The sequence below is a fragment of the Pseudomonas fluorescens genome (assembly GCF_019212185.1).
Taxonomy (GTDB): Bacteria; Pseudomonadota; Gammaproteobacteria; order Pseudomonadales; family Pseudomonadaceae; genus Aquipseudomonas.
Genome location: NZ_CP078138.1, coordinates 3,414,718 through 3,438,459 on the forward strand (window position 1 = coordinate 3,414,718; position 23,742 = coordinate 3,438,459).

The 23,742-nt window shown below is 59.5% G+C and carries 23 protein-coding genes and 1 pseudogene; 13 read left to right on the forward strand and 11 right to left on the reverse strand.

Features of this window, described 5'->3' with window-relative positions; genetic code table 11:
• Positions 1-107: 107 nt before the first annotated feature.
• A complete protein-coding gene (locus KW062_RS15330) occupies positions 108-2,513 on the reverse strand; it encodes a glucose/quinate/shikimate family membrane-bound PQQ-dependent dehydrogenase (protein WP_105754188.1) in 2,406 nt (801 codons plus the stop codon).
• Between the two features lie 296 nt (positions 2,514-2,809).
• Here KW062_RS15330 and KW062_RS15335 point away from each other — a divergent pair, with 296 nt between their 5' ends.
• Entirely contained in the window at positions 2,810-3,391 is a 582-nt protein-coding gene (locus KW062_RS15335; RefSeq protein WP_105754189.1) for a hypothetical protein, read from the forward strand.
• Positions 3,392-3,427: 36 nt separating this feature from the next.
• Here the strand turns inward: KW062_RS15335 and uraH are convergent, their stop codons facing one another.
• Together uraH and KW062_RS15345 are read right to left on the reverse strand one after the other, a co-directional pair.
• Positions 3,428-3,838 carry a hydroxyisourate hydrolase gene (uraH, locus tag KW062_RS15340; RefSeq protein WP_027618851.1) on the reverse strand — a complete coding sequence of 137 codons (411 nt, stop codon included), beginning with the start codon at positions 3,836-3,838 and terminating at the stop codon, positions 3,428-3,430.
• 10 nt (positions 3,839-3,848) lie between these two features.
• The gene (locus tag KW062_RS15345; protein ID WP_218277050.1) at positions 3,849-4,352 is read right to left on the reverse strand and encodes a GlcG/HbpS family heme-binding protein; all 504 of its coding nucleotides are present in this window, start codon (positions 4,350-4,352) and stop codon (positions 3,849-3,851) included.
• Positions 4,353-4,552: 200 nt separating this feature from the next.
• Here KW062_RS15345 and KW062_RS15350 point away from each other — a divergent pair, with 200 nt between their 5' ends.
• Positions 4,553-5,224, forward strand: coding sequence for a heavy metal response regulator transcription factor (locus KW062_RS15350; protein WP_105754190.1), 672 nt, complete (start codon positions 4,553-4,555; stop codon positions 5,222-5,224).
• A complete protein-coding gene (locus tag KW062_RS15355) occupies positions 5,221-6,591 on the forward strand; it encodes a heavy metal sensor histidine kinase (protein WP_105754191.1) in 1,371 nt (456 codons plus the stop codon). The genes KW062_RS15350 and KW062_RS15355 overlap by 4 nt, the downstream gene beginning before the upstream one ends.
• Here KW062_RS15355 and tspO read toward each other — a convergent pair.
• Positions 6,547-7,029: a tryptophan-rich sensory protein TspO gene (gene tspO / locus KW062_RS15360; RefSeq protein WP_051550535.1), complete on the reverse strand. Its 483-nt coding sequence runs from the start codon at positions 7,027-7,029 to the stop codon at positions 6,547-6,549. The two genes, KW062_RS15355 and tspO, sit on opposite strands and share 45 nt — an antisense overlap.
• Before the next feature lie 172 nt (positions 7,030-7,201).
• Between tspO and KW062_RS15365 the strand changes: the two genes are divergently transcribed.
• From KW062_RS15365 to KW062_RS15375, 3 genes are all read left to right on the forward strand, one after another.
• Complete coding sequence (locus tag KW062_RS15365) at positions 7,202-7,810, forward strand: dTMP kinase (protein ID WP_105754192.1); 609 nt, start codon at positions 7,202-7,204, stop codon at positions 7,808-7,810.
• A 212-nt stretch (positions 7,811-8,022) separates the two neighbouring features.
• Positions 8,023-9,225 carry an alpha/beta hydrolase gene (locus KW062_RS15370; protein WP_105754193.1) on the forward strand — a complete coding sequence of 401 codons (1,203 nt, stop codon included), beginning with the start codon at positions 8,023-8,025 and terminating at the stop codon, positions 9,223-9,225.
• A gap of 28 nt (positions 9,226-9,253) precedes the next feature.
• On the forward strand, positions 9,254-9,544 hold the full coding sequence (locus KW062_RS15375; protein WP_105754194.1) for a hypothetical protein: 291 nt from the start codon (positions 9,254-9,256) through the stop codon (positions 9,542-9,544).
• Between the two features lie 372 nt (positions 9,545-9,916).
• On the opposite strand, the gene KW062_RS15380 is transcribed toward KW062_RS15375, so the two are convergent.
• The 6 genes from KW062_RS15380 to KW062_RS15405 all read right to left on the reverse strand — a co-directional run bounded on the left by KW062_RS15380 (position 9,917) and on the right by KW062_RS15405 (position 15,414).
• Positions 9,917-10,435: a phosphotransferase gene (locus tag KW062_RS15380; protein ID WP_218277051.1), complete on the reverse strand. Its 519-nt coding sequence runs from the start codon at positions 10,433-10,435 to the stop codon at positions 9,917-9,919.
• A gap of 356 nt (positions 10,436-10,791) precedes the next feature.
• A complete protein-coding gene (locus KW062_RS15385; protein WP_105754195.1) occupies positions 10,792-11,601 on the reverse strand; it encodes a helix-turn-helix transcriptional regulator in 810 nt (269 codons plus the stop codon).
• Between the two features lie 51 nt (positions 11,602-11,652).
• On the reverse strand, positions 11,653-13,002 hold the full coding sequence (locus tag KW062_RS15390) for an MFS transporter (RefSeq protein WP_027618857.1): 1,350 nt from the start codon (positions 13,000-13,002) through the stop codon (positions 11,653-11,655).
• 75 nt (positions 13,003-13,077) lie between these two features.
• Positions 13,078-13,266: a DUF2783 domain-containing protein gene (locus KW062_RS15395; protein WP_105754196.1), complete on the reverse strand. Its 189-nt coding sequence runs from the start codon at positions 13,264-13,266 to the stop codon at positions 13,078-13,080.
• Between the two features lie 10 nt (positions 13,267-13,276).
• The gene (locus KW062_RS15400; protein WP_027618859.1) at positions 13,277-14,977 is read right to left on the reverse strand and encodes an FAD-dependent monooxygenase; all 1,701 of its coding nucleotides are present in this window, start codon (positions 14,975-14,977) and stop codon (positions 13,277-13,279) included.
• A 158-nt stretch (positions 14,978-15,135) separates the two neighbouring features.
• Complete coding sequence (locus tag KW062_RS15405; protein ID WP_105754197.1) at positions 15,136-15,414, reverse strand: hypothetical protein; 279 nt, start codon at positions 15,412-15,414, stop codon at positions 15,136-15,138.
• An 859-nt stretch (positions 15,415-16,273) separates the two neighbouring features.
• Between KW062_RS15405 and KW062_RS28940 the strand changes: the two genes are divergently transcribed.
• Positions 16,274-16,876, forward strand: a complete 603-nt coding sequence (locus tag KW062_RS28940) for a site-specific integrase (protein ID WP_256351130.1) — start codon at positions 16,274-16,276, stop codon at positions 16,874-16,876.
• On the opposite strand, the pseudogene KW062_RS15410 reads toward KW062_RS28940, so the two are convergent.
• Positions 16,816-17,674: pseudogene (locus tag KW062_RS15410) on the reverse strand (LysR substrate-binding domain-containing protein); the annotation flags it as partial. The gene KW062_RS28940 and the pseudogene KW062_RS15410 sit on opposite strands and share 61 nt — an antisense overlap.
• Before the next feature lie 109 nt (positions 17,675-17,783).
• Here KW062_RS15410 and KW062_RS15415 point away from each other — a divergent pair.
• The 6 genes from KW062_RS15415 (at position 17,784) to KW062_RS15440 (ending at position 23,742) form a co-directional block, all read left to right on the forward strand.
• Positions 17,784-18,653 carry a phosphate/phosphite/phosphonate ABC transporter substrate-binding protein gene (locus tag KW062_RS15415; protein WP_027618861.1) on the forward strand — a complete coding sequence of 290 codons (870 nt, stop codon included), beginning with the start codon at positions 17,784-17,786 and terminating at the stop codon, positions 18,651-18,653.
• Positions 18,650-19,447, forward strand: a complete 798-nt coding sequence (gene phnC / locus KW062_RS15420; protein ID WP_105754199.1) for a phosphonate ABC transporter ATP-binding protein — start codon at positions 18,650-18,652, stop codon at positions 19,445-19,447. The genes KW062_RS15415 and phnC overlap by 4 nt, the downstream gene beginning before the upstream one ends.
• 2 nt (positions 19,448-19,449) lie before the next feature.
• A complete protein-coding gene (gene phnE / locus KW062_RS15425; protein WP_027618863.1) occupies positions 19,450-20,268 on the forward strand; it encodes a phosphonate ABC transporter, permease protein PhnE in 819 nt (272 codons plus the stop codon).
• A gap of 114 nt (positions 20,269-20,382) precedes the next feature.
• Positions 20,383-21,474, forward strand: coding sequence for an iron-containing alcohol dehydrogenase PsrA (gene psrA, locus KW062_RS15430; RefSeq protein ID WP_027618864.1), 1,092 nt, complete (start codon positions 20,383-20,385; stop codon positions 21,472-21,474).
• 85 nt (positions 21,475-21,559) lie between these two features.
• Positions 21,560-22,855 carry an MFS transporter gene (locus tag KW062_RS15435; RefSeq protein WP_105754200.1) on the forward strand — a complete coding sequence of 432 codons (1,296 nt, stop codon included), beginning with the start codon at positions 21,560-21,562 and terminating at the stop codon, positions 22,853-22,855.
• Between the two features lie 14 nt (positions 22,856-22,869).
• The gene (locus tag KW062_RS15440; protein WP_105754201.1) at positions 22,870-23,742 is read left to right on the forward strand and encodes a LysR substrate-binding domain-containing protein; all 873 of its coding nucleotides are present in this window, start codon (positions 22,870-22,872) and stop codon (positions 23,740-23,742) included.

Consider the following 23,742-nt stretch of genomic DNA (forward strand, 5'->3'; position numbering starts at 1 on the left):
AAAATCTTCCAGATCCAATCTTCAGCGATAGCGCAACGCAACGCGGCACCCGCAGGTGCCGCGCAGATTGCACAGAGGATGCCCGCCAGCCAGGCGGGCACAGCGGCTTACGGCAGGGCGTAAGCCATCACATAGTCACCGCGATCGGTCGACTGACGTGCGCCACCGGCGGTGATCACCACGTACTGCTTGCCGGTCTTCGGCGAGACGTAGGTCATCGGGCCGCCCTGGCTGCCCACCGGCAGGCGGGCTTTCCACACTTCTTCGCCATTGCCGCTATTAAAGGCACGCAGGTAGAAGTCCTGGGTCCCGGCGATGAAGATCAGGCCACCCTGGGTCGACAGGGTGCCGCCGAGGGTCGGCAGGCCAACCTTGATTGGCAGGTGCATGCGGATGCCCAGGGGACCGGTGTCTTCAACGGTGCCCACCGGCACTTGCCAGGCGACCTTTTGAGTCTTCATGTCGATCGCGGTCAGGGTGCCGAACGGCGGTGCCTGGCAAGGAATGCCGGCCACCGAAAGGAAGCGGTTTTTGTTCACCGCATACGGCGTGCCCTTGAGCGGCACCGCGCCCATCCCGGTATTCAACGCTTCGCCACCGCCAGCCGCCTGGCCTTTGTTCTGCGACGGGATCATCTGGATCCACAGGCCCAGGCGCATGTCGTTGACGAAGATGAAGCCGTGCACCGGGTCGGTGGAGATGCTGCCCCAGTTCATCCCGCCCAGGGAACCCGGGAAACTCAGGGATTTATCGGTGCCCGGCGCAGTGTACAGGCCGTCGTAGCGCATGCCCTTGAAGTCGATGCGGCACAGCAGTTGGTCATACGGGGTCGCGCCCCACATGTCCGATTCGCTCAGGTGCTGGGCGCCGATCTGCGGCATACCCACCGATTTTGGCTGGGTCGGCGAGTAGGGCTCGTTGGGGATGTTGGCGGCCTTGACCGGTACTTCCTTGACCTCGGTCAGCGGCTTGCCGGTGGCGCGGTCGAGCACGTAGATCTGCCCGGCCTTGGTGCCGATGACCAACGCCGGCACGGTTTTGCCGTCCTTGGTGAAGTCGATCAGGCTCGGCTGCATCGGCAGGTCGAAGTCCCAGAGATCGTTGTGCACGGTCTGGTACACCCAGCGTTCTTCACCGCTGCTGGCATCCAGCGCGAGGATCGAGGCGCCGTAGGTGTGATCGAGCTTGCTGCGTTCCACACCGTAGATGTCGGTGGACGAGCTGCCCATCGGCAGGAACACGGTATTGGTCGCCGGGTCATAGGACATCGGCGCCCAGCTGTTCGGGGTGCTGCGTACATAGGTGCTGCCTTCGGCCGGTGCATTGCGATCCTGGGGGTTGCCCGGATCGAACGCCCAACGCTGGGCGCCGGTGATCACGTCGAAACCACGGATCACGCCGCCAGGCATGTCGGCCTGCACGTTGTCGGCGACACGACCGCCGACCACTACCGTGGTACCGGCCATCAGCGGCGCGGAAGACAACTGGTAGTAGCTGTCCGGCACATCACCCAGACCGGCCTTGAGATCGACCTGGCCGTTGTTGCCGAAACCCCGGCAGAACTCGCCGGTGTCGGCATCGACCGCGATCAGTCGGGCGTCGATGGTGTTGGTCAGCAAGCGTCGCTGGCAGTTGGCGGCCGCCGCCGGTTGAGGCTCGATGATGGTCGAGTTGCTCGGCTGGACAATCGGCTGGGTGGCATCGAAGTAAGCCATGCCACGGCAGCGCTGCCAGACTTTCGACTGGGCGTTGATCGAGTTTTTCCAGAGCTCTTTGCCGGTGTCGGCATCGAGGGCGATGAGGTTGTTGTGCGGGGTGCAGATGAACACCTTGTTGCCGATCTGCAGCGGGGTGAGCTGGTCTTCGGCACCGTTGCCATCGCTCTCGGCGACGTCACCGGTGTGGTAGGTCCAGGCTACTTGCAACTTGTCGACATTGCCGCGATTGATCTGGTCCAGCGCGGCGAAACGGCTACCGCCTTCGGTATTGCCGTAATGCGCCCAGTCCTTCTGCGCCTTGGCCGGCTCGACAGGCGTCAGGCCCGGGCCGGTGCCGGTGGCAGCCACAGTGGGATGGGCGACGAACATATTGCCCGCAGCCACCGCCAGGCCTATCGCCAATACGGCTGCAACGGCGTAGGCACCGCGACCACCCACCTCACCGTTGGCGCGCTTGAGCAGGGGATAGACCAGGGTCACCGCCAGGCCCACCGCGCCGAACATGAACAGGCGTGAGAACAGCGGCCAGAACACCAGTCCGGCATCGCTCACCGCCCAGATCGCCGTGCCCAGCAGGAACGCGGCGAACAACCAGGCGCCGGCAGGCTTGCTGCGGGCGATCAGCAGGCCGGACACGGCCATCACCAGACCACCCACCAGGAAGTACCAGGACCCGCCCAGGCTGACCAGCTTCACTCCGCCCGCCGCCAGTGCCAGGCCGAGCAGGGCAATGATCACCCCCAGCCCGATCACGATGAATTTCGCTACGCCCGAGAGGCGTTGATTGTGCTTCACGTTGAATGTCCCGTTGAAATGAGGCGGTAAGTATATAGATAGGTAACTATCTAGTTAAACCACAAATTCACGGTCGAGGGTCGTTCGCAGGTTGTGGTCGCGCCTGATCGAAGAATCTGCCGTACCTCTTATCAATAGCGTTGAACTCTGCTTTTGTCGCATCCGTCCCTATGTTCAGCAGCAATCGAAAGTCACTCCGGCCTAGGTGGGGGCTTGTATTCAGGGCGGCAGAGATTCAGATTACGCGTCCGGATTCAGTGACAGACTTCCAGGGAAGAACCATTTTGATTGCAACCATGAAGCACCAAGCCGTCATTGCGCTGATCTGCGCCGCCTTTTCAGCGGGCCTCGCAGCGACCCCTTCAGCCGCCACACCAGCAATGCCCCAAGGCCGTACCGTCAAAGAAATGATGCCATCCGAGCCATTTCCCTCGACCTATCCCGGATTTGAAAACCAGAAGAGCCAGTTCCCGGCACAACTTGAAGGCAGTGGCGAGTTTGTGGTCACTCGAGTAGCGAGTGTTTGCGCGGAGCCAACCAACCCCATCAACTTCGCGATGGAGGCCGAGCATTTCATCCGCATGGGCAACCAGACGGTGGCCGCCGAACTGGAGAAGCGCAACATCGACTGGGAAATGTGCGAAGCCTCGGTAGTCGGGCAAAAGCTCAAGGTGGTTCGGCTGCAACTATTGGCAATGGGCTGTGGCTTTCCTTTTGTCGGCGAGCAGAAAATTCCCTACGACCAGATCAGTAAACACGCCTGTTTTTATGTCCCGGTGGTGGAGTTCAACGGCAAGGAACAGGCAGTGGCGAGTGATGCGTTGGACGGTTTCGAGGCGTTTGCGGTGGAGCGGTTGAAGGTTTATTTCAACCAATAAGTTTTTTGCACACAAGAATGGATGCCTCCTTAACCCTCAATTCCCTCGGTAGGTAGAAAAGCCATAAGGGCTGAGCAGCAACGGGATGTGGTAGTGCGGGACGGTGCCGTCCACCTCGAATATGACCGGTACTTCAGGAAAGAAACTGGACGTATTGTGCGCCTTAAACCATTCCCCGGTTTTGAAGGTGACACGGTAGGTGCCTTTCTCCAGATCCCGACCTTCCGGATAGAGTCCGGTGACGCGACCTTGCTCGTTGGTGGCCGCGCTGTTGAGCATGTCCCAGTTTTTCCCCTCCTGTTTTTCCAGGGTGACATTGACCCCTGGGGAGGGCAGGCCATCCTGCAAGTTGAGGACGTGCACACTCAACGGATTGGCTGCCGCCAGGGCAAGGGATGAAATGGCACTCAATACGGCGCCAGCGAACAAGCTTTTCAATACAGTCATGGAGATATCCTTAGTGCTTGAGGGAAGGTAAGACGTTGTTGATGGCAGCCACTGCACAGCCTTCGTCGTTTGCCGCGCCGCCGGCACCGGCCACTCCGATGGCGCCGATGACTTGCCCCTCGAACGTCAAAGGCATTCCGCCACCCAGGAGTAACAACTCATCAAGGGTGTTGAGGTTTTCCGCATCCGGATTGGCGCGAGCACGTTCTGCCAATAACCGCGTGGAGGTTTTGGTTGACAGGGCGGTATAGGCTTTGCGTTGCGCCGCCAGGGTGTTATGCGGGCCGACATCGTCATCCCGTTGCACGGCAACCAGATTGCCGCCGCGGTCAACCACGGCGGCAACGGCTGTGCGGCCATCGGCGTGGCAGGCGGTGAGCGCGGCAGTCAACAAGTCGTTGGCCAGCGCCAGTGACACGTCCTTGCGCTGGGCAATTTGATCCGGGGCTGCAGCGGCGAATCCGGAGGTCATTGCCAGCGTGATCAGCCATGAAGTCGGTAGGCGGGTACCCATGTTTTTTCCTTGTCGTAGGAGCCGGCTTGCCGGCGAAGGCGATTTGCCTGACACACCACGACCCAGGTTTGGTCGGTCGGCGTCATTGCCCGGCATCATGCCCAGCCCACCCCGTCAGGATGATTACCCCTTGATTACCAACATGTAATGAAAGAAATCAGCGAACCGGGCTAGCCTATGCGCCAGTCCTGGAGGAAAAAATGCGCATCCTGGTGGTTGAAGATGAAACGAAAATGGCTGATTACCTGCGAAAAGCCCTGACTGAGTCGGGCTATTCGGTAGAGATCGCCCTCGACGGGCTGGATGGCCAACATCTGGTGCAGGAGAGTGAATTCGATCTGATCATTCTGGATGTCATGTTGCCGGGACTGGACGGTTGGCAATTACTGCAAGTCATCCGGCGCAAGTGGCAGACCCCGGTGCTGTTTCTGACCGCACGGGATTCGGTTGATGACCGGGTCAAAGGGCTGGAGTTGGGGGCGGATGATTATCTGGTGAAACCCTTTTCCTATGCCGAACTGCTGGCCCGCGTACGCACTTTGTTGCGCCGTGGTCCGCCACGTGAGGTTGAGCATTTTTTGGTTGCCGATCTGAGCCTGAATCTGTTGCAACGCAAGGTCACCCGTAATGGTGAACGCTTGATCCTGACCAACAAGGAGTTTGCCCTGCTGCATCTGTTGGTCAGTCGTGAAGGGGAGGTGCTGTCGCGCTCGTTGATTGCCTCGCAGATCTGGAACATGAACTTTGACAGTGATACCAACGTGGTTGATGTCGCCATTCGCCGTCTGCGGGCCAAGGTTGACGATCCTTACCCGCTCAAGTTGATCCATACGGTGCGTGGTATCGGTTACCTGCTTGAGGTGCAATCCTGAAACTCTATCCCCATGCCCTGAGCCTGCGCCTGGCGGTGATGTTCGCGCTGGTCAGTGTGCTGCTGCTGGGCTCTATCGGCTTTTATCTTTATCAGTCGTTAGAGCGAGAAATTGCCTGGCGCGACGATCAGGCCTTGTTGGGTCGCCTGGAGCGCGTGCAAGCCTTGATCAACGACAGCGCAAGCATTGAGCAACTGCGCAATCGGCCAAAACTTTACGAAAACATGCTGGGCAACAGTGACAATCTACTGTGGGTTGTTGATAAAAGCGGTCAGGTGCTGATCGAAATCAACCCTGTAGACATGTCCTTGCCCAAGTTGCCTGCGACTGCCCAGGCTCGTCTGGGGGACGGTAACTCGTCGATTTCAGTACGACTCGCGTGGAAGGATCTCAACCAGGAGGGTCGTGGCTTGACCCTGATTGCTGGAAAGTTGTTGAGCGAGCGCGAACAGATGCTGGCGGCTTACCGACTCAAACTCTGGTTCGCCATGTCGGTCGGCGCACTGTTGGCGTTTGTACTCGGCGGCTGGGTCAGTCGGCGTGGCTTACGGCCTGTGCGGGTGCTGGCCAAGCACGCGGCTGCAATTGATGTTCAACATTTGCATCTACGGCTTAATGAATTCAATCAATTGAGTGAGCTGCAAGCCCTCAGCAATGCGCTAAACCAAATGCTCGCGCGTCTTGAAGATGGGTTCGCCCAGCTGTCCCGCTTTTCCGAAGACCTCGCCCACGAAATGCGCACGCCACTCAGCAATCTGATGGGGCATACCCAGCAAACCCTGAGGTACAGCCGCTCGATTGAGGACTACCAGAACCTGCTGGTTTCCAATCAGGAAGAATACGAGCGACTGGCGCGAATGATCGACAGTATGTTGTTTCTCGCCCGAACCGAGCATTCAAACGCCTCCTTGAATCGCCAGGTCATCGACCTCCATGACCTGGTTGAGCAACTCTGTGAGTACTTCGAAGGCGTTGCGCAAGAGCGCGATGTAACGCTGATCAATCAGGCCCAGGGCGAATTGCAGGCTGATCCAGTCTTAATCCGTCGAGCCTTGGCTAACCTGCTGTCCAATGCGCTGCGTTATGGGGCACCCGCTGCGCAAGTGATCATTAGCACTATGGCAAGCGAAGAGGGCATCGCAGTCTCTGTTCACAACCAGGGCGAGCCCATTGCCGCGGAACACCTTCCGCGACTGTTTGAGCGTTTCTATCGATGCGACCCGTCACGCAATCAGCCAGACGACTCCGGAGGCCTGGGATTGGCAATTGTTCGCTCAATCATGCAATTGCATGACGGGCAAGTCACCGTCGATAGCCGTCAATCAGGCACCTGTTTCAGCCTCGTGTTTCCGATTCGAAGCGCTTGAGTGGTGCTTGCGCAGAATTGAAAAATTCAAGGCGCAGGCCACGCACAGCCAGGCCAGGTACGGAAACAGGATCAAACCCGTGATCAGATCCAGCCGCACGGCCATCACCACCATTGCCGCGACCACCAGCCAGAGCACGACAAGGATCACCATGCTGGCGAAAATGTGGTGCGCGCCAAAGAACACCGGCGTCCAGAGCGTATTAAGCGCAATCTGCGCCGCCCACAAAGCCAATACCACTTGGCTCCCCGGCATCAAACTCAGCCGGTACCCAGCCCAGGCGAGTAACAGGTAAATGACCGACCAGGCCAGCGGAAACGCCCAGCCGGGAGGGGTGAAGCCGGGTTTGGCAAGGGATTCGTACCACTCTCCTGGTTTGAAAAAGAAACCTGTGCTGGCCGCGGCACCGCAGGCCAGGAGGAAAATAAAAAAAGTCATGACCGTTCCTTAGTGGGGAGCTGTTGTAGTGAGTTGCGGCGCAATGCTTGCCCGCTCATAGAGAGGACTCCTCCTGCGGTTAGAAGTTTGCTCAGAGCAATGACTTTAGTTCTCTGAGAGGCAGATGCTTCGATCAGGTAGAGTGCTGATCCATTTAATCGTTGTGTGACACATGAAACGTCCGCTGTTCATTTCTCTGGATGGCCCCAAGGGTGCCGGCAAAACCACGTTGTTGGAGGCCGTGACCCAAGTACTGCGGGCCGACAACAAACAAGTCATCCGCCTGTGCGAGAAAAAAAGTGATCCCTTGCGGGGTGAAACCATGGCCCTCGTTAACCAACTGGTGCGAAATCCCAGCCGGACTCTGGAACGGGAGGTCTGTGAACGTTTTGCCGACAGCCGTGCCTGGATCTCCCAACACGTGCTGCCAAAACAGCCGCTCGGCAGCATCATCCTGATCGATCGCTGGTACCCATCGGAGGCCGCGTTCCGCCGGCTGATCCCATTCGCCGAGATTCTGCAACTGAACCTCGAACGCAACGTGCGGGTGCCAGATCTGCATGTGGGGGTGGTCGCTGATCCTGAACTTTCGTGGGCGAGGGCAGCGGCGCGTCGGCGTGGGTTGGGCAGTACGGTAATTCATACGCTGGAGGAGCATGTCGCCTGTACCCGGGCGTTTGAGCGGGCGGTTGCGGATAATGGGTGGGTGTTGTGTCGGAATGAAGGTTCTATTGAAGAAGCTACGTTGCGGGTGGTTGCGCAGATTTATGGGGTGCTTTGAGGTGGTTTACAGATACGCTTTTTCAACGCGCCCGGATGATTCTGTTTCAGCGGCGAACGCCCTTGACCCACTCCACTGGGGCGAGGGCGTGATGGAGGATTAACCTGCAGACCTCATAAGACACTACTCGTGTCTGCGGCTCCTATTTTCAGTTGTGGCACTTTGCTCGGATCAGTCTAGGGTTATCCAATATCAACCAGGGAGAGGAAGCTATGAGGCTGAAATATCAGATGCTGACTACTGCTACTAAGGGCAGTTTCTTAGCCATTTCGCTTCTACTCGCAGGTTGTTTCACTGGGAGTATGCACGCTCCAGCCCCTGTTCCGGCTCCAGACCAGCAGATTGAGACGGACATCAAGCTGATTACTGCCCCTAAGCAGCCTCTAGAGGACGGTATTGCCAAATCGCCGACAAGTTCTTACGAGAACGTCATTATTCGAACGTTCTACGCAACTAATCGAAATGCGACCGGCTCCCTACAAGCTTATGATGCATACGGTCGCGAAGAGGGCCCTCTGAGTTATGGCGTAGCGGACGTCAGTATCCCGCGTGATCATCGTCTGGGTAGGATGGAGGCACCGTTCCTAGGTCTGAAGGCGCTAGAGAGTCCAAGAAACGATCTTATGCTTCTGGGTATCCAGGCCGTGACAAGGGATCAACTCCTCGCTGCTATACACGAGAAAATCAGAGAGAGTAAAGGGAAGAGTGCGCTTGTTTTCATACACGGTTACACCGCGTCCTTTGAAGATGCTGCAAGACGTACTGCTCAAATGAGTTATGACTTGGGTTTCGACGGGGCTCCAATTTTCTACAGCTGGCCCTCACAAGAGGCGATGCCAGCGTATAGAGACGACGAAAAAATAATTGCGCGGGCGACCCCAAAGATCAAAAAATTTCTAAGCGACGTTTTCCAAGAAACAGATGCACAGAACATCTATCTGGTGGCTCATAGCATGGGAAATCGGGGGATGGCTGTAGCTATCTCTGAATTGCTAAATGAAAAGCCAGCCATGCGGCTTCGATTGAAGCAGCTCATTTTGACCGCACCAGATATCGGTGTGGATGAGTTCAAGGGTATAAGTAAGGCGCTGGTCAATGCCGGCGCACCGGTCACTTTGTATGCATCATCCAAAGACAAGGCTCTATTAGCGTCTAAAGTAGTCAACACAATGCAGAGAATCGGCGATACCAACCGGGTAGTAACGGTCGTCAAAGGGATCGAAACGATTGATGCTAGCGACGTAAGTACCGACTTTTTGGGCCATTCTTATTTTGCGGAAAATGGCTCTGTCGTCTCAGATATGTTTTACCTATTCAGAACTGATTTGCGACCTGAACATCGTTTCAATATGAAGACAATCAGTAGCGCTGAAGGCGATTACTGGAAATTCAAGCCTGGTGTTTGCGAACCATAGAAGCTAGGGAGGAGCCCGTCTTTCCACAATGCTGGCCATTTATTGCTATCTGTTACGGACTCTATCTAACATCGCTACCTTGGCGCATGGCGTTGAGCTGTTTGAATCGCGAAGAACGGATAACCTGCAAACCATCTGTGTCGGTCATATGCTGAGCGCAGTCTTTGAACAGTGGCATTTGGAACAAACGCCGGAGAACCGAGCGAAAATTCTAGATAAGCTCAAGCTCGCTTGCGCGAGAGAATTCGCAGGTGGCGAACCATTGTTCAAAACATTGAACAATGCGGATGGGATTCGTGAAATTCGCTTTGACGCATAAAAAAGCGGAGAGATGAGGGCTACAAACAAGAGATTGCAGTGGCGAAGGAATTATACAAGCAGTTCGGCTGATGGATGGCTGACCCCCTAGGCTTGTTTTCTCCAGTCGGCATTTCATCGTGCTAGTGTGCCGGTCATCGCGAGATTTGTTGTTTTTTAGAGCTTGCAAGCTAATGATTTTTCGTGGCTGAGTCGCGTGACGACATTCGTAGGTAAGTGGAAACAGACAACAGCTCATGAACATTTCTAACATGGCATCGTATTTAACATAATATACATTATGCGAAGTGACGTGTGTTCTTGTCAGGACCAGTCCAGGCCAGATTTCAAGCTGCAGCAACGCAATCTCACCTCGATTTCCCTCGCCCCAAATCTAAAACAGCTCATCCAGCTTTTCGAAGAACTCTCGGTGCAATGGTTCGTCACGTTCCCCTAAACCCTCAAGGAAAATCTCTGCGACGTTTTCTGAAATGTCTTCGCGCAGATTGCGATGGATAAATGCGATGTCCAGCCAGCGGTCAGCGACGCCGCCGCGGCCCAAGTCGATGAAATGCAGTTGGTCCTGGGTATCGACGAAGACATTGGCGTCGCACAGATCGCCGTGGCTGAACACCGATTGCTCCTTTGGGATTGTGGCGTGTAGATGGGCCAGGAGTTGTTCGGGTGTATCCAGGTTCGGCCATTGGTTGAGGTCGTGTTCTTTGGCGTGCAGGTTATGTGCAAGCAGGTATTCGAGTTCTGTCAGGCGTACGGTAGCGCTGCTGTCGAATGAGCAATCAGCGATGGACACCGCTTGCAGTTGCCGCAGTGCTCCGTGAAGCAACTCCAGGGCCACGGATGGATTGTGCAGACGATTTTGGATGGGCTCACCGGGTACGCAGCGTGAGATCATGAATTCGCCCTGGTCATTGTCGGTAACGACAACAACTTTCCGGGACGCTCAACCGGCCATCCAGCCATTGCAGGACGCGGGCTTCACGCAGGACGCTGTAAGTCGTGGGCACGAAGGTTACAGCGCTGGTTTTGAGAAAGAAGCGTTCACTGCCACGTTCGAAGCTGAAAACACTCGCAGGCGATTCTCCTATTTCGTCGGCTATTAGTGCGCAATCGCCAATGAAACGTGCAATTTCCATGGGTAATTTGCTTGATCTCTGCATGAGTGTTGGGTCCGTACCCTGCTCTCCATTAAGCTGATTTAGTTATAACTCAACTAAAGAGACATTTAGTTGAGTTATATATAACGCCCCCTCAAGCCCACTCTGCCCTCGTCGCTAACCCAAACAACTCCCGCAGCCCTCCAATCCCCAACTTGCGATACAAACGCTTGATATAGGTGCTCGCACTCATCGGCTTCACGCCCAACTGTTCTGCAATGTCTTCCACCTCAAGCCCGCACATGATCAGCCGCAGCAGTTCCTGTTCGCGGTAGGTCAGTTCCACGTGCTGTTGTCGGATCACCCTTTCCGTCAGCAACAATGGCAGTTCATTGGCTTGCAGATAAGCGTGGTAATGCAGGCGCACGGCCTGGATCAGCAAGGGAGCGATGGTTTCCAGGTAGTGCATCTCCCCTGCTGAAAAATGCCCGTGCTCGCGACCACGGTAGAAATTCACCGAGAGCCAGCGGTTGCTTTCGCAGTGAGTCAGCAAGGCGACTCGCTCGGAAATCTGCGGTTGCTCATAGCAGATGCGCCGGTATTCGCCGTGGCTGATGTCGTCGATGGCCTGGCGCTGGACGATGATGTGGGTACCCGGCGTGCCCTGGCTCATGGCTTGCTGATTGCCATCCTGGGCGTAGAAACGTTGGGCGTATTTGTTGGAGATGTCCGGCAGCGAGACCTCTCGTGCGCGGTCGGCGAACGAGAACACCTGTGGGTTGCGGCGATGGGGATAGGCAAAGATGGTGCATTGGGCCAGCGGAACGCCTGGCCCAATGACTTGCAGCAGATCTGCCGCCAGGTACTTGCTGCGGTTCAGGCCGATCCGTGCCAGCAGATTGGCCGCGTGCCCCATGTTCAGGCTGTGATCACTGCTGCTGGAGCGTAATGGCCAATACTGCATGACGATTTACCTGAGAGTCTTGAGCGCTCGAAGGCGCGACTTTACCACCCTTCAGCGCGTCGCCGGCAGACCGACTCGTCCGCCGATCGGCAGGCGTAGCGCCAACAAGGCACCGAGGATCATCAGGATCGCCGCATAGGCGAAGCCGGAGCCGAAGCCCTGGGTCAGGTCTTTCAGCCAGCCGATCACCAACGGGTTGACCGCTGAACCTATGTTGCCGATGGCGTTGATCACCGCGATGCCGACGGCGCGAGCCTGGAAGCTCAGGCTTTGGTCAGGGGTGGTCCAGAAAATCGACATGGCCGTGTAGGAACCGCTCGCCGCCATGCACACGCCCAGCAGTTGCAACGGTGGATAGGCGGACAACGCGGTGAGTATCCACCCCGCCGCTGCCAGCAACATCGGCAGCACCAGGTGCCAGCGGCGTTCGCGGGTGCGATCCGAATGCAGGCCCCAGACCACCATCAGAACAATGGTGCAGACCTGCGGAATGGCGGCCAGCAAGCCGATTACGCCGTTACTGCTGGCGCTGTTGAAGCTTTTCACGATCAATGGCGTCCAGACCGCGATCATCGCCAGGGTGTTGACCAGGCAAAAGTACACCACGCAGAACAGCAGGATCTGTGGCGACAACAGCTCGCTCCAGATGCTGCGCGGGCGCCCTCCGCTGCCCTGCCCCGCATCACTGCGCTCCGCAGCCAGCGCCTGTGCCAGCACTTGCTGTTCTTCCCGGTCCAGCCACTTGGCCTGTTGCGGACGGTCATCGAGGTAGTAGAACACCACGAAACCCATCAGCACCGAGGGCAAGCCTTCCAACACGAACAGCCACTGCCAGCCTTTCAAGCCCCATATTCCGTCCATACCCAGGATCAAACCCGACAGCACCGAGCTGAATCCGGCAGTGAATGGCATGGCGATCATGAACAGCGCGTTGGCCCGGGCGCGGTAGGCCGCCGGAAACCAGAAGGTCATGTACAGCAGCACGCCGGGCAGGAACCCGGCCTCGGTGATGCCGACCAGGGTGCGTAATAAATAGAGGGAGGTGGCGTCGGTGGCCAGCGAGGTGCACGTAGACGCCAGGCCCCAAGCGATCATCAGGCTGCCGATCCAGCGTCGCGCACCGATCCGGGCCAGCGCCATGTTGCTGGGAATGCCGCAGCAGATATAGGCGATATAGAAGCAGGTCGAGGCCAGGCCAAACTGAGTGCCGCTCAGCCCGAGGTCACCCATCATGGTCAGGCCGGCGAAGCCGATGTTGATGCGATCGAGGAACGACAGCACGAAGCAGACGAACAGAAAAGCCAGCAAACGCCGGGAGACTTTTTTGCACACCTGTTGGCAGCGATCGTGGGCGCCGGCCGCGGCCGAGACAACCGCAGAGGCAATATGACGGTGAGTCATCGAGGTACTTCCTGATTGTTGTTATAGGAAGGCGCGCCGGCCTATGGACACGGGCCGGCGGCGATGGAACGAAGGTCAGAGGTCGAGCGCGGCCTGGCGCGTCAGTTCGAGGAATGCCCTGCCCTCGCCTATTTTCCGGGCGCTGAGCAGCGCCAGCTTGACCAGGAACAGCTGACGCTGATCCTCGGCGATTTGATCGAGGGTTTCGGCAAGGTGGTCGTAGATCTGCTCGACGTCGGTGATGCTCAATTGCGGCTTGTTCATTTTATTGTCCTCACTCATGACCCAAGGCCAGGTCGACCGCTCGGCGCAAGGCGTCGTCGTCGAGTTGCTGCCAGCGTGCACAGACATGCTGATCGGGACGCGCCAGATAGGCACTGCCCGCTCGCGCGGCGTATTTTTCGCTGAAGTGGCCGTTGTGGTCTTCGATCACTGCGTCTGCGCCAACGACTGTGGACTGCCCGGCGCTGGCCACGGCCACGACCTGCAATGGCACACCGCGCTCGCGCAGGGCTTTTACCTGTTGCTGGACCTCCTCCGGCAACTGCGCCGCCTCAGTGAAATAAAGCAGGCAGAACGCGGCGCCCAGCCGATCGAAAAGAAACCCCTCGTCGGCCAGCTTGATATTGAGCAAGGGCGCACCCTGATGCGGACCACCGCCGAAGCGCTGATTGTCGTCGTCCCTGCAGTTGAGGACCGAATCCACATAGTCATGGGGCCGCGATGTGCGCCAGTGATAGAGCGGGCGAACGAATTCCTGGGTCAGCGAAAGCGACAGCACGGCGTCGCGCAGCAATCGATAGCCTGCAGTCGGCGGCGTCATGAAACGGGTGCTCTTGCCCGCTTCGGCGATAATTTCCCGTGCAGCCCCTACCCGCTCCTCGCTGTAGGACGTCAGCAGGCCCGGGCCGGCAAGGCCCTTGATCGACAGCGCGAGTTTCCAGCCCAGGTCGTGGCAGTCCTGGAAGCCGGTGTTGGCCCCGCGCACGCCGAAGATCGGCAACAGATGGGCGGCGTCGCCGGTGAAGATTACGCGGTTGTGGATGTAGTCCGGCAGGGTCAATGCGCGGGCCGAATACACCGAGCACCAGTCCATTTCCCACTGCGGATTTTCCACTCCGACGATCTTCAGTTGGGCGTTGATGCGCTCGCGCAGGGATTCGGGCGCGAGGGCCTGCTCAGGCGTTTCATCACGGGGCAGTTGATAGTCGATGCGCCAGATGTTGCCCGGCTCGCGGTGCATCAGCACGGTGTTGCCGGGATTCCAGTGCGGATCGAAATAGGCCAGGCGTTCGGTCGGCAGGTCCAGTTCGATCTTGATGTCGGCGATGACAAATCGCCCTTCATAGGAAGCGCCTTCCAATTGGAGGCCCATCAGGCTGCGAATGGCCGAGCGCGCGCCGTCGGCGGCGACCACCCAGTTGGCTTGCAATTGATAGGCGCCCGCCGGGGTGTCGATATCCAGTGTCGCGTAGTCAGTCGCCTGTCTCAGGCCTTCGACCTTGTTGCCCCAGCGCAATTGCACCAGCGGATTGGCGTCGCAGGCGTCGACCAGGAATTGTTCCAGGCAAGGCTGCTGCAGGTTGGTCATCGGCGGGAAGCGATCGTCCGGATCATGGGGCGCGTCCATGCGGAACACCCGCTGGTTGCGATAGAACGAGTTGCCCGAGCGCCAGCCCAGGCCTGCTTCGGTGACCCGCTCGGAGACCCCAACCTGCTGGAGGATTTCCAGCGAACGACGGGTGAAGACGATGGCGCGACTGCCTTCGCTGACCTGGCGTTCCGACTCCAGCACGATCGAGGGGATGCCATGGCGCGCCAGGTCCAGTGCGGTGGTCAGGCCGATTGGCCCGGCGCCGACAATCACCACCGGGTGGCGCTGGACGGGCTCGACGCCGACGCTGGCGGTATGGGCAGGGAACACCTGGTAATCGAAATAAATAGAGCGACGAGGCTCGGCGAGGGGTGTGTGCATCGCGATGCATCTCCGGTTTTTATGGTTATGGGCGTGAGCCGGTGCGCAAGTGGAGATGACTTTAAGCGCAGCGCGCTAATGCGGATGTCCCCTTGAGGGGACAACTTGCAGGAACAGCCATGCCCTGAGGGCTCAGGGTATGGGTGGGATGATGTGGACTAGGGGTTCGGCTCTTTCGACATGTTGTCGACGCGCATGATCGCCTGGGTGGCCAGGGTAATGCATTTCCTGTCGTCGTTCGCTGCGTTGGCGGCCACAGCGTCGGCCTGCATCTGCCGCACTTGGGTGGCGTTGTTTTCCGAGGTGGCAGGCAAGGTGGTGACCTTGTCCCGGAGTTCTTGCAGCTTCAGCGTGCACAGGTCGTGGTCGGAGGCGAAGACGGGAGATGCCAGGGTGGTGATGGCGATGAGCATGCCGGTCAGGACGGTACGGTTCATGGGGGTCTCCTTGCGGTTTGATCAGGTGTGCACACCGATGTTGTGAACAACGCACTCCCCTTGTGGGTTGAACACATTTGTTCTGTATTTGAGCGCCACCCGTCTGTGCGAGTTCAACCCCCTGCCTCCTCATACCGCACGTTATCCCGCGCTGCCCCCTGCCTTTCCGGCCCTCAGTACAGCCACAAAGCACCGTTTTCGTCATTAACATGCGATAACGCTCAATTATTCATTGTTATCAAGCAATCAAATCAGCACGAAAAACAAACATAAATTAGTACGTAATTACATGGTACATACCGTACGATGTCAGGTGTAATCAAAACGACTCAGCCAGCGCCAAAAAACGCTCAAAACCAGGTGCAAATTCTTGTTTTCCAAGGTTTTTTGCTGTTTTCAACAATTTGCGCTCTACTTTCACACTGCAAACCACCCCCTTACGCCCCTTCGGAGTACGCCCCCGTTGAACAAGGTTGACCGCTATCTCAAGGCCGGTACCCGGGAGAACACCCGGCGCAGTTACCGTGCGGCGGTGGAGCATTTCGAGGTGACCTGGGGCGGTTTTCTGCCGGCCACGGGCGACAGCATCCTGCGATATCTGGCCGAATACGCCGATCAGCACACCGTCAGCACCTTGAAGCAGCGGCTGGCGGCGCTGGCGCAATGGCACATCACCCAGGGTTTTCCAGACCCGACCAAGACCCCCAGCGTGCGACAGATGATCAAGGGCATTCGCACCCTGCACCCAGCCCAGGAAAAACAGGCACCGCCGCTGCTTCTGCAGCATCTGGAACAGGCGGTCAATTGGCTGGAGAACGACGCGCAGCAGGCCGCGGCGCGCCATGACCATGGCACGGTGATGCGCAATCGCCGGGATATCGCTCTGGTGCTGATCGGTTTTTGGCGTGGTTTTCGCGGGGATGAGCTGTCACGCCTGCAGGTTGAACATATCCAGGTAGAGCCCGGCGCCGGGATCACCTTCTACCTGCCCCACAGCAAGGGCGACCGCCAGCACCTGGGCACCACCTTTCGCACCCCGGCGCTGAAGAAATTGTGCCCGGTCCAGGCCTATTCCAACTGGATCGGCGCAGCGGGGATTGCCTATGGCCCGCTGTTTCGCAAACTCGACCGCTGGGGCAACCTGGCCGAGGACGGACTCAACAGCAACAGCCTGATCCCGGTGCTGCGTCGAGTGTTCCAACGCGCCGGCGTGTCAGCGCAGCTGTACACCAGCCACTCCCTGCGTCGTGGGTTTGCGACCTGGGCGGCGGCCAATGGCTGGGACATCAAGGCGATCATGAGTTACGTCGGCTGGAAGGATGTGAAGTCGGCGCTGCGCTACGTCGATGCCTCGTCATCCTTTGGCGACCTGGCCGCCTCTGCGCAGGCCATCGAGGTTTTCAGCGAGGTGTCGAAGAACGACGAAATCAACCGGCTGGAACGGCGCTCCGCCAAGCAATAAAGATAGGTCTCGGTGTACAGCGGATCGCCTTCGAGGCGGAGGGTGCGCAGCCGTGGATCGGCGATGAACTCCGCCTCGGACACCGCCCCCATGCCCAGGCCACGGACCACCGCCTCACGCAGCGCTTCACGACTGCCAATCTCCATGGCGATCCGTGGCACCACCCCCGCCGCTGCCAGCGCGTCATCCAGCACCGCCCGGGTAGTGGAGCCCGGCTCGCGCTGCAACAGCGCCTGACCTTCCAGTTCATCGAGGCGAATCGTCCCGCGTCCGGCCAGCGGATGCTTGTAGTGCACAAATAGAATGATCGCGTGCCGCGCATAGCGCATAGCGCACCGCATACAGCCCCGGATCCTCATGCAGCCCGGCAAGCACCGCAATGTCGGTGCTGTAGCGCTCGAGATCGGCCAGCACCTGGGCCGAGTTGCCGACCCGGATCGACACATCGATGCGCGGATGGCGCTGCAGGTAATGGTCGACCATTTCAATCACATGGAAAGGCCCCACCGCACCGACCTTGAGCTGGCCACTGTCGAGCTGACCAGAGTCGCGCAACAAGGTGTGCGCGTCCATGTCCAGAGCGGCCATGGCCTGGGCGATCGGCAGCAATTGCCGGCCAACATCGGACAACTCAATCCGCCGCCCACGACGATGAAACAGTTCCAGGTGGTACTGGCGCTCCATGCTCTGTACCTGGGTGGTCAGGGTCGGCTGGCTGAGGCCGAGCGAGCGAGCCCCGGCGCTGAAGCTGCCGTGGCGGGCGACGGCGAGAAAGGCACGCATTTTCGCGCTGGACATCCATAGATTCCTTCAATAGTTGGCTAGCGGAACCCATATTGAATTGATCGTATGACTGTCATGTGACATTTCTAACCTCAGGCAACTCCACACAACAGCCTGGATTGCCATGAACCCTTTGCGCTCGTTTCTGCGTGTTGCCAGCTTCGCCCTGCTCTCCCTCACTGCCGTTGGCCCGGTCATGGCCAAGGATGCGCTGCGGATCGGCCTGATCCCGTCCGAAGACTCCCAAGCGATGATCGAGTCCAGCAAGCAGGTGCTCGACACCCTGCAAAGCCAGCTGGGCATGCCGGTCGAGCCCTTCGTCGCCACTGACTACAACGGCATCATCGAAGCCCTGCGTGCCGGCAAGCTCGATGTCGCCTATCTCGGTCCGTTCTCCTATGTGCTGGCGACCTCGGTGGCGGATGTCGAAGCCTTCGCGGTGGCGGTCACCCGCAAGACCGGGCAAAGCGCCTACAAGAGCGTGATCCTGACCCGCAAGGACAGCGGCATCCATGACCTGGCCGGCCTCAAGGACCATACCTTCGCCTTTGTCGATCCGAGCTCGGCATCTGGCCATCTGTTCCCCAAGGCCGGGCTGGAGCAAGCCGGCTTCGATCCGGGCAAGCTGTTCTCGCGGGTGATTTTCTCCGGTTCCCATGACGCCAGTATCCTCGCCGTGGAGAACCGCAAGGTCGACGCCGCTGCCGTGGCCGACCGGATTTTTGCCAGTGCAGTGAACAAGGGCCTGGTCAAGCAGGACGACTTCGAGCTGGTCTGGAGCTCAAAGCCGATTCCCGAGTCGCCGATGGTCTGGCGCAAGGCGCTGGATCCAGCGCTGAAGCAAAAAGTCGCCACGGCGCTGGCTTCGGTCAAGGGGCTGCCGTGGGGCGATCAAGGTGTACTGGACGGCTTTCAGCCCACCAGCGACTCAGCTTATGACGTAGTGCGGGACACCGCCAAGGTGCTCAACCTCGACTTGCGGAGCATGAAATGATCCGGGTCCGCCAATTGACCAAGCACTACGGCGCCAACCCGGTGTTGCGCGGGATTGACCTGGACGTCGAGCCGGGTGAATTCGTGGTGGTCCTGGGGCAATCCGGGGCCGGCAAGTCGACGCTGCTGCGTTGCATGAATCGCCTGGTCCGGGCCGATTCCGGAACGCTCCAGGTCGCCGGCATCGATGCCTTGGCCGCTCGTGATCCGCGCGAACTGCGGCGCCAGGTGGCGATGATTTTCCAGCATCACAACGTGGTGCCGCGCCTGAGTGTGCTGAAGAACGTGCTGACCGGGCGCCTCGGTGCCGTGTCCACCCTGAGTTCGATTCTGCAGTTGTTCCGCCACGACGACATGGTTCTGGCGATGCAGTGCCTGGAACGGGTCGAGCTGGCACACAAAGCCGGCGAGCGCACCGACGCGCTGTCCGGCGGCCAGATGCAGCGCGTGGGCATTGCCCGGGCATTGGCGCAACAGCCTCAGGTGATCCTTGCCGACGAACCGGTGGCCAGCCTCGACCCGAAGACCTCGCGCCTGGTGTTGCAGTACTTGCGTGACGCCAGCCGCGACCTGGGGATCACCGTGCTGTGCAACCTGCATCAGGTGGATTACGCCCGCGAATTTGCCGATCGGATTATCGGCCTGGCCCACGGCAGGCTGGTGTTCGACGGCACGCCCACGAGCCTGAGTGATGCCGACTTGCAGCGCATCTATCCGGGTCAGGAAGCCGACCCTACGACCGCGCCTCGATCGGTTGTCCTGCCAATCCACCGTTGCGCTGAATCGAGAGGCTGAACATGCAACCACGTACTTATCACTGGGCTGTGACGCTGCCGAGCAGCACGGGTGGCTGGCTGTCGACCGCAGCGCTGGTACTCGCGGCAGTTCTGACCCTGCACTGGAGCGCCGAGGGCGCGCAGCTCAGCGTCGCAGAACTGGCCGCCGGACTGCCGCAGATCGGCGATTTCCTGTCGCGTACCATGCCGCCGGACCTGAGCATTCTGCCCAGACTGCTAGGCCCGGCCATCGAAACCCTGCAGATCGCCATCTGGGGCACCTTGCTCGGCGTATTGTTGGCGATTCCCCTGGCGTTTCTCGCGGCGCGCAACCTGAGCCGCAATCGCTGGCTGTTCCACGCCACCCGGCAAGTGCTGAACGTCACCCGCAGCATCAACGAATTGATCCTCGCCCTGGTGTTCGTGTCCGCCGTCGGCCTCGGCCCCTTCCCCGGTGTCCTCGCCCTGGCGCTGCACGGCCTGGGCATGCTCGGCAAGTTCTTCGCCGAGAGCATCGAGGAAATCGACCAAGGCCCGGTGCAAGCGCTGCAAGCGACTGGCGCGCGACCGCTGCAAGTGATCGTATTTGCCGTGTTGCCACAAGTCATCACTGCGTGGATCGCGGTGATCCTCTACCGCTTCGAGGTCAACCTGCGCTCGGCCACCGTGCTCGGCATGGTCGGCGCCGGCGGCCTGGGCTTCGAGCTGGTGAGCAGTCTTAAGCTGTTCAAATACCAGGAAACCGCGACCTGCATAATCGTTATCACCTGCATGGTGATCCTCGCCGACGCCCTGTCCAGCCGCCTACGCAACGCCATCCAGCGCCCCACGGCGCACTGACTCCCTCGCTGTTATCGGCCTGACCGATGCAACCCTGCGATCTAACGATTTGAGCTGTTGTCGGACGGCCCCGAGTATGGGGCCACTTCCGACAACAACAAAAAGGAACTCCCTATGCCTGCCCGTTTTCATAACCCGGTCGACACTCGCTTCGGCTGGGGCGGCCTCGAGGCGCTGAGCACCATCACTGAAGGCCAGGACGTCGCCCTGGTGATCTTCCCCGAAGCCCGCGCCCTCGGTCTGGTGGAGCGCATCCGCGAACTGCTGGGCGAGCGCCTAGTGTACGTCATTGAAGACGTCCAGCCGAATCCGGACGTCGCCCATCTGCGCGATACCTATGAGCGTTTCTGGCAACACGCCGGGCACTGCCAGACCGTGCTCGCAGTGGGCGGTGGCAGCGCCATCGATACCGCCAAGGCGTTGATCGTCGGCACCGAGTCCGGGCGTTTCGACGAGTTGCTCGGCCTGCTGGCCAGCGGTAAGCCGTTTGTACCGGCACGCTGCAAGGCGCTGATTGCCGCACCCACCACCGCCGGCACCGGTAGCGAAGTCACGCCCTGGGCGACCATCTGGGACACCGCCGCGCAGAAGAAGTACTCGCTGCACCTGGAGTGCACCTGGCCAAAGGTGGCAATCATCGACCCGCAACTGATGCTGACGGTGCCGGCCGGGGTCACGGTATCTACTGGCCTGGACGCCCTGTCCCATGCCCTGGAGTCGATCTGGAACGTCAACGCCAACCCGATTTCCGACACTTTTGCGTTGTCGGCTATCACTGACATTCTCGAATGCCTGCCGTTGCTGCTGCGCGACCTGTCCAGCCAGGCGTTGCGCACCCGCATGGCGTTGGCCGCACTCAAGGCTGGCATGGCGTTCTCCAATACCAAGACCGCGCTGGCCCACTCGATTTCCTATGAGATGACCCTGCGCCACGGCCTGCCCCACGGCATTGCCTGTTCCTTCACCCTGCCCCTGGTGCTCGGCCTTGCCTGGGGCCATGACCAGGAACGCGACCAGACCCTGCAACGGTTGTTTGGCAACGATCTGGACAAAGCCCAGGGACAGTTGCGCGACTTCCTCCACAGCCTGGGGGTGAAGACCGAGTTCGCCGACTACGGCGTCGCCGCCAAGGATGCCGAAGCGATCATCCAGTACGCCTTGCAGGGCGCTCGCGGCAAGAACTTCATCGGTGCCCGCGCGGCCTAGCCGCGTCAGCCTTTCCTGCCGCACCTGAAAAGAGTGCACCCCTGGACCGCGGTCCGTGGGGCGAACAATAATAAGGAAAAAAATCATGAACCGTGCCCAGACCCTGCCCGCTCTCGCCGTCCACAGCGCCTCGTTTCGTGTCGCCCAATGGCGCATGCTGCTTGCCGCGATGTTCTGCTACCTGTTTTTCTACACCGGTCGGCAAACCTTCGGTTTCGCCATCCCGGGGATTCAAGCCGAGTTCGGCCTGAGCAAGGAAACCCTCGGCTGGGCCTCGGCGGCGATGCTCTGGGCCTATGCGATTGGCCAGGCCATCAACGGCAACCTCGCCGACAAATACGGTGGCCGGCGCATCATGACCCTCGGCGCGGTGCTGTCCTGCTCGGCCAACTGGGTCACCAGCTTTGCCAGCGGTTTTGCCAGCCTGATTCTGCCGTGGGGCATCAATGGCTATTTCCAGGCCCTGGGTTGGGCGCCGGGCAGCCGGCTGATCTCCAACTGGTGGAGCGCCGGCGAACGCGGCAAGGTCTATGGTTTCTATGTATTCGCCGCCGGCTGTGCGTCGATCCTGTCCTACGTGACCTCGATCGTGGTGCTTGAAGTGCTGCACCTGGAATGGCGCTGGATCTTTCGCCTGCCAGTGCTGCTGATGCTCGCCGGCGGCATCATCTTCTATCTGGTGGCCCGCGAACGCCCGCAGGACCTCGGCTTCGAGCCGCTGGCCGACACCGGCGTGGCGAACGCCGACGACAAGCAGCACGAGGTGGCGCAAGGCGAAGTGGAAACCTCGGCGCAACGCTACAAGGCGGTGCTGAAAAACTTCCGGTTGATCATCGCTGCGGTGTCGCTGGGCTTTCAGAACGCCGCACGCTACGGCTTGATCGTCTGGGTGCCAGTGCACTTCCTCGGCGCCGACTGGAAAAGCGGCGACAGCCTGGTCGATCCGAAGTGGATCACCGTGGCTTTGCCGGTGGGCATGGCCATCGGCGCCCTGAGCAACGGCTGGGTCTCGGACAAACTGTTCGGCTCCAAACGCTACCTGGCGATCATGCTGTACATGTTCCTCGGTGCCGCCACCAGCCTGTGGATGTGGGCCTTGCCGGCCCATAGCATGATTGGTCTGATTGCGCTGTTCCTCTGCGGCTTCTTCGTCTATGGCCCGGCCTCGAGCTTCTGGGCACTGTGCCCGGACCTGGTCGGTGCCAAGCGCGCGGGCACCGCCACCGGGGTGATGAATTTCTCCTCCTATCTGTTCGCTGGCCTGGCGGAACCGCTGATCGGCAGTATGCTCGACAGTACCGGCAACACCTCGCTGATCTTCGTCGTGGTGACCACCGCCTGCCTGTGCAGCGCAACGGTCGCGCTGTTCATTCGCCGTTAAACACAGGACCGCCCATGTACCAGTACCACAAGTGGCTACGTTCCTTTCATGCCGTGGCCAAGACCGGCAGCTTCACCCTGGCCGCCGATTACCTGTGCGTCGGCCAGCCGACGGTGAGCGAGCAGGTCAACGCCCTGGAGAAGAAGTTTTCCGTGGAGCTGTTCCACCGCCGAGGACGCTTTATCGAGATGAGCGCCGCCGGTCACCTGCTCTATGGCATCACCCAGGGCCTGTTCGGCCAGGAAGACGAAGCGGTGCAACTGCTACACAGTTTCAAACAGCGCAAGACCGGTATGCTGCGCCTCGGTGCGGTGTCGCCGCCGATTGCGATGAACCTGACCTATGAACTGATGCAGCAGCACCCGGATATCGAACTGGAAACCTCGTTCAGCCCGGAGAAAGAGACCCTCGACCGTCTGTTCAACTTCGATATCGACGTGGCAATTCTCGCCTTGTCGGAATTCGACAAGCGCTTCGACACCCGCCTGTACCGGCGCTACCCGATCATCGCCGTGGTCCGCGATGACCATCCCTGGGCTCATCAGCCGCAGGTGCGGGTCGAGGAGATCAGCGAGCAACGCTGGGTCATGCGGGAGAAAAGCTCGCGGACCCGGCAACTGGTCGAGGAAAGCTGCAAACGCCTGAACGTCGATCTGCACTGCGTGATGCAGTTGAACAGCCGCGAGGCGATTGTGCATGCCATCGCCAAGGGCATCGGCATCGGTTTTGTCTCGGCCGTGGAATACGCCGAAACCCCGGGTACCCGGCCGATCACTTTTGTCGATCATCCGTTTGCCATCGAGTACCACCTGTGTTGCCTGGGCATCCGCCGACACCGGCCGATGATCGCCGATCTGTTCGACGCCAGCCCGCCACAGAATCTCTGA

Coding starts and splice junctions, on each gene's coding strand:
- KW062_RS15345 (WP_218277050.1), bottom strand. CDS start 4,352: ATGGGTACCCGCCTACCGACTTCATGGCTGATCACGCTGGCAATGACC.
- KW062_RS15390 (WP_027618857.1), bottom strand. CDS start 13,002: ATGACTCACCGTCATATTGCCTCTGCGGTTGTCTCGGCCGCGGCCGGC.
- KW062_RS28940 (WP_256351130.1), top strand. CDS start 16,274: ATGCGCAATCGCCGGGATATCGCTCTGGTGCTGATCGGTTTTTGGCGT.
- phnE (WP_027618863.1), top strand. CDS start 19,450: ATGCAACCACGTACTTATCACTGGGCTGTGACGCTGCCGAGCAGCACG.
- uraH (WP_027618851.1), bottom strand. CDS start 3,838: ATGACTGTATTGAAAAGCTTGTTCGCTGGCGCCGTATTGAGTGCCATT.
- KW062_RS15400 (WP_027618859.1), bottom strand. CDS start 14,977: ATGCACACACCCCTCGCCGAGCCTCGTCGCTCTATTTATTTCGATTAC.
- phnC (WP_105754199.1), top strand. CDS start 18,650: ATGATCCGGGTCCGCCAATTGACCAAGCACTACGGCGCCAACCCGGTG.
- KW062_RS15395 (WP_105754196.1), bottom strand. CDS start 13,266: ATGAACAAGCCGCAATTGAGCATCACCGACGTCGAGCAGATCTACGAC.
- psrA (WP_027618864.1), top strand. CDS start 20,383: ATGCCTGCCCGTTTTCATAACCCGGTCGACACTCGCTTCGGCTGGGGC.
- KW062_RS15405 (WP_105754197.1), bottom strand. CDS start 15,414: ATGAACCGTACCGTCCTGACCGGCATGCTCATCGCCATCACCACCCTG.
- KW062_RS15335 (WP_105754189.1), top strand. CDS start 2,810: ATGAAGCACCAAGCCGTCATTGCGCTGATCTGCGCCGCCTTTTCAGCG.
- KW062_RS15435 (WP_105754200.1), top strand. CDS start 21,560: ATGAACCGTGCCCAGACCCTGCCCGCTCTCGCCGTCCACAGCGCCTCG.
- KW062_RS15375 (WP_105754194.1), top strand. CDS start 9,254: ATGCTGGCCATTTATTGCTATCTGTTACGGACTCTATCTAACATCGCT.
- KW062_RS15365 (WP_105754192.1), top strand. CDS start 7,202: ATGAAACGTCCGCTGTTCATTTCTCTGGATGGCCCCAAGGGTGCCGGC.
- KW062_RS15380 (WP_218277051.1), bottom strand. CDS start 10,435: ATGATCTCACGCTGCGTACCCGGTGAGCCCATCCAAAATCGTCTGCAC.
- KW062_RS15440 (WP_105754201.1), top strand. CDS start 22,870: ATGTACCAGTACCACAAGTGGCTACGTTCCTTTCATGCCGTGGCCAAG.
- KW062_RS15415 (WP_027618861.1), top strand. CDS start 17,784: ATGAACCCTTTGCGCTCGTTTCTGCGTGTTGCCAGCTTCGCCCTGCTC.
- KW062_RS15350 (WP_105754190.1), top strand. CDS start 4,553: ATGCGCATCCTGGTGGTTGAAGATGAAACGAAAATGGCTGATTACCTG.
- KW062_RS15370 (WP_105754193.1), top strand. CDS start 8,023: ATGAGGCTGAAATATCAGATGCTGACTACTGCTACTAAGGGCAGTTTC.
- tspO (WP_051550535.1), bottom strand. CDS start 7,029: ATGACTTTTTTTATTTTCCTCCTGGCCTGCGGTGCCGCGGCCAGCACA.
- KW062_RS15385 (WP_105754195.1), bottom strand. CDS start 11,601: ATGCAGTATTGGCCATTACGCTCCAGCAGCAGTGATCACAGCCTGAAC.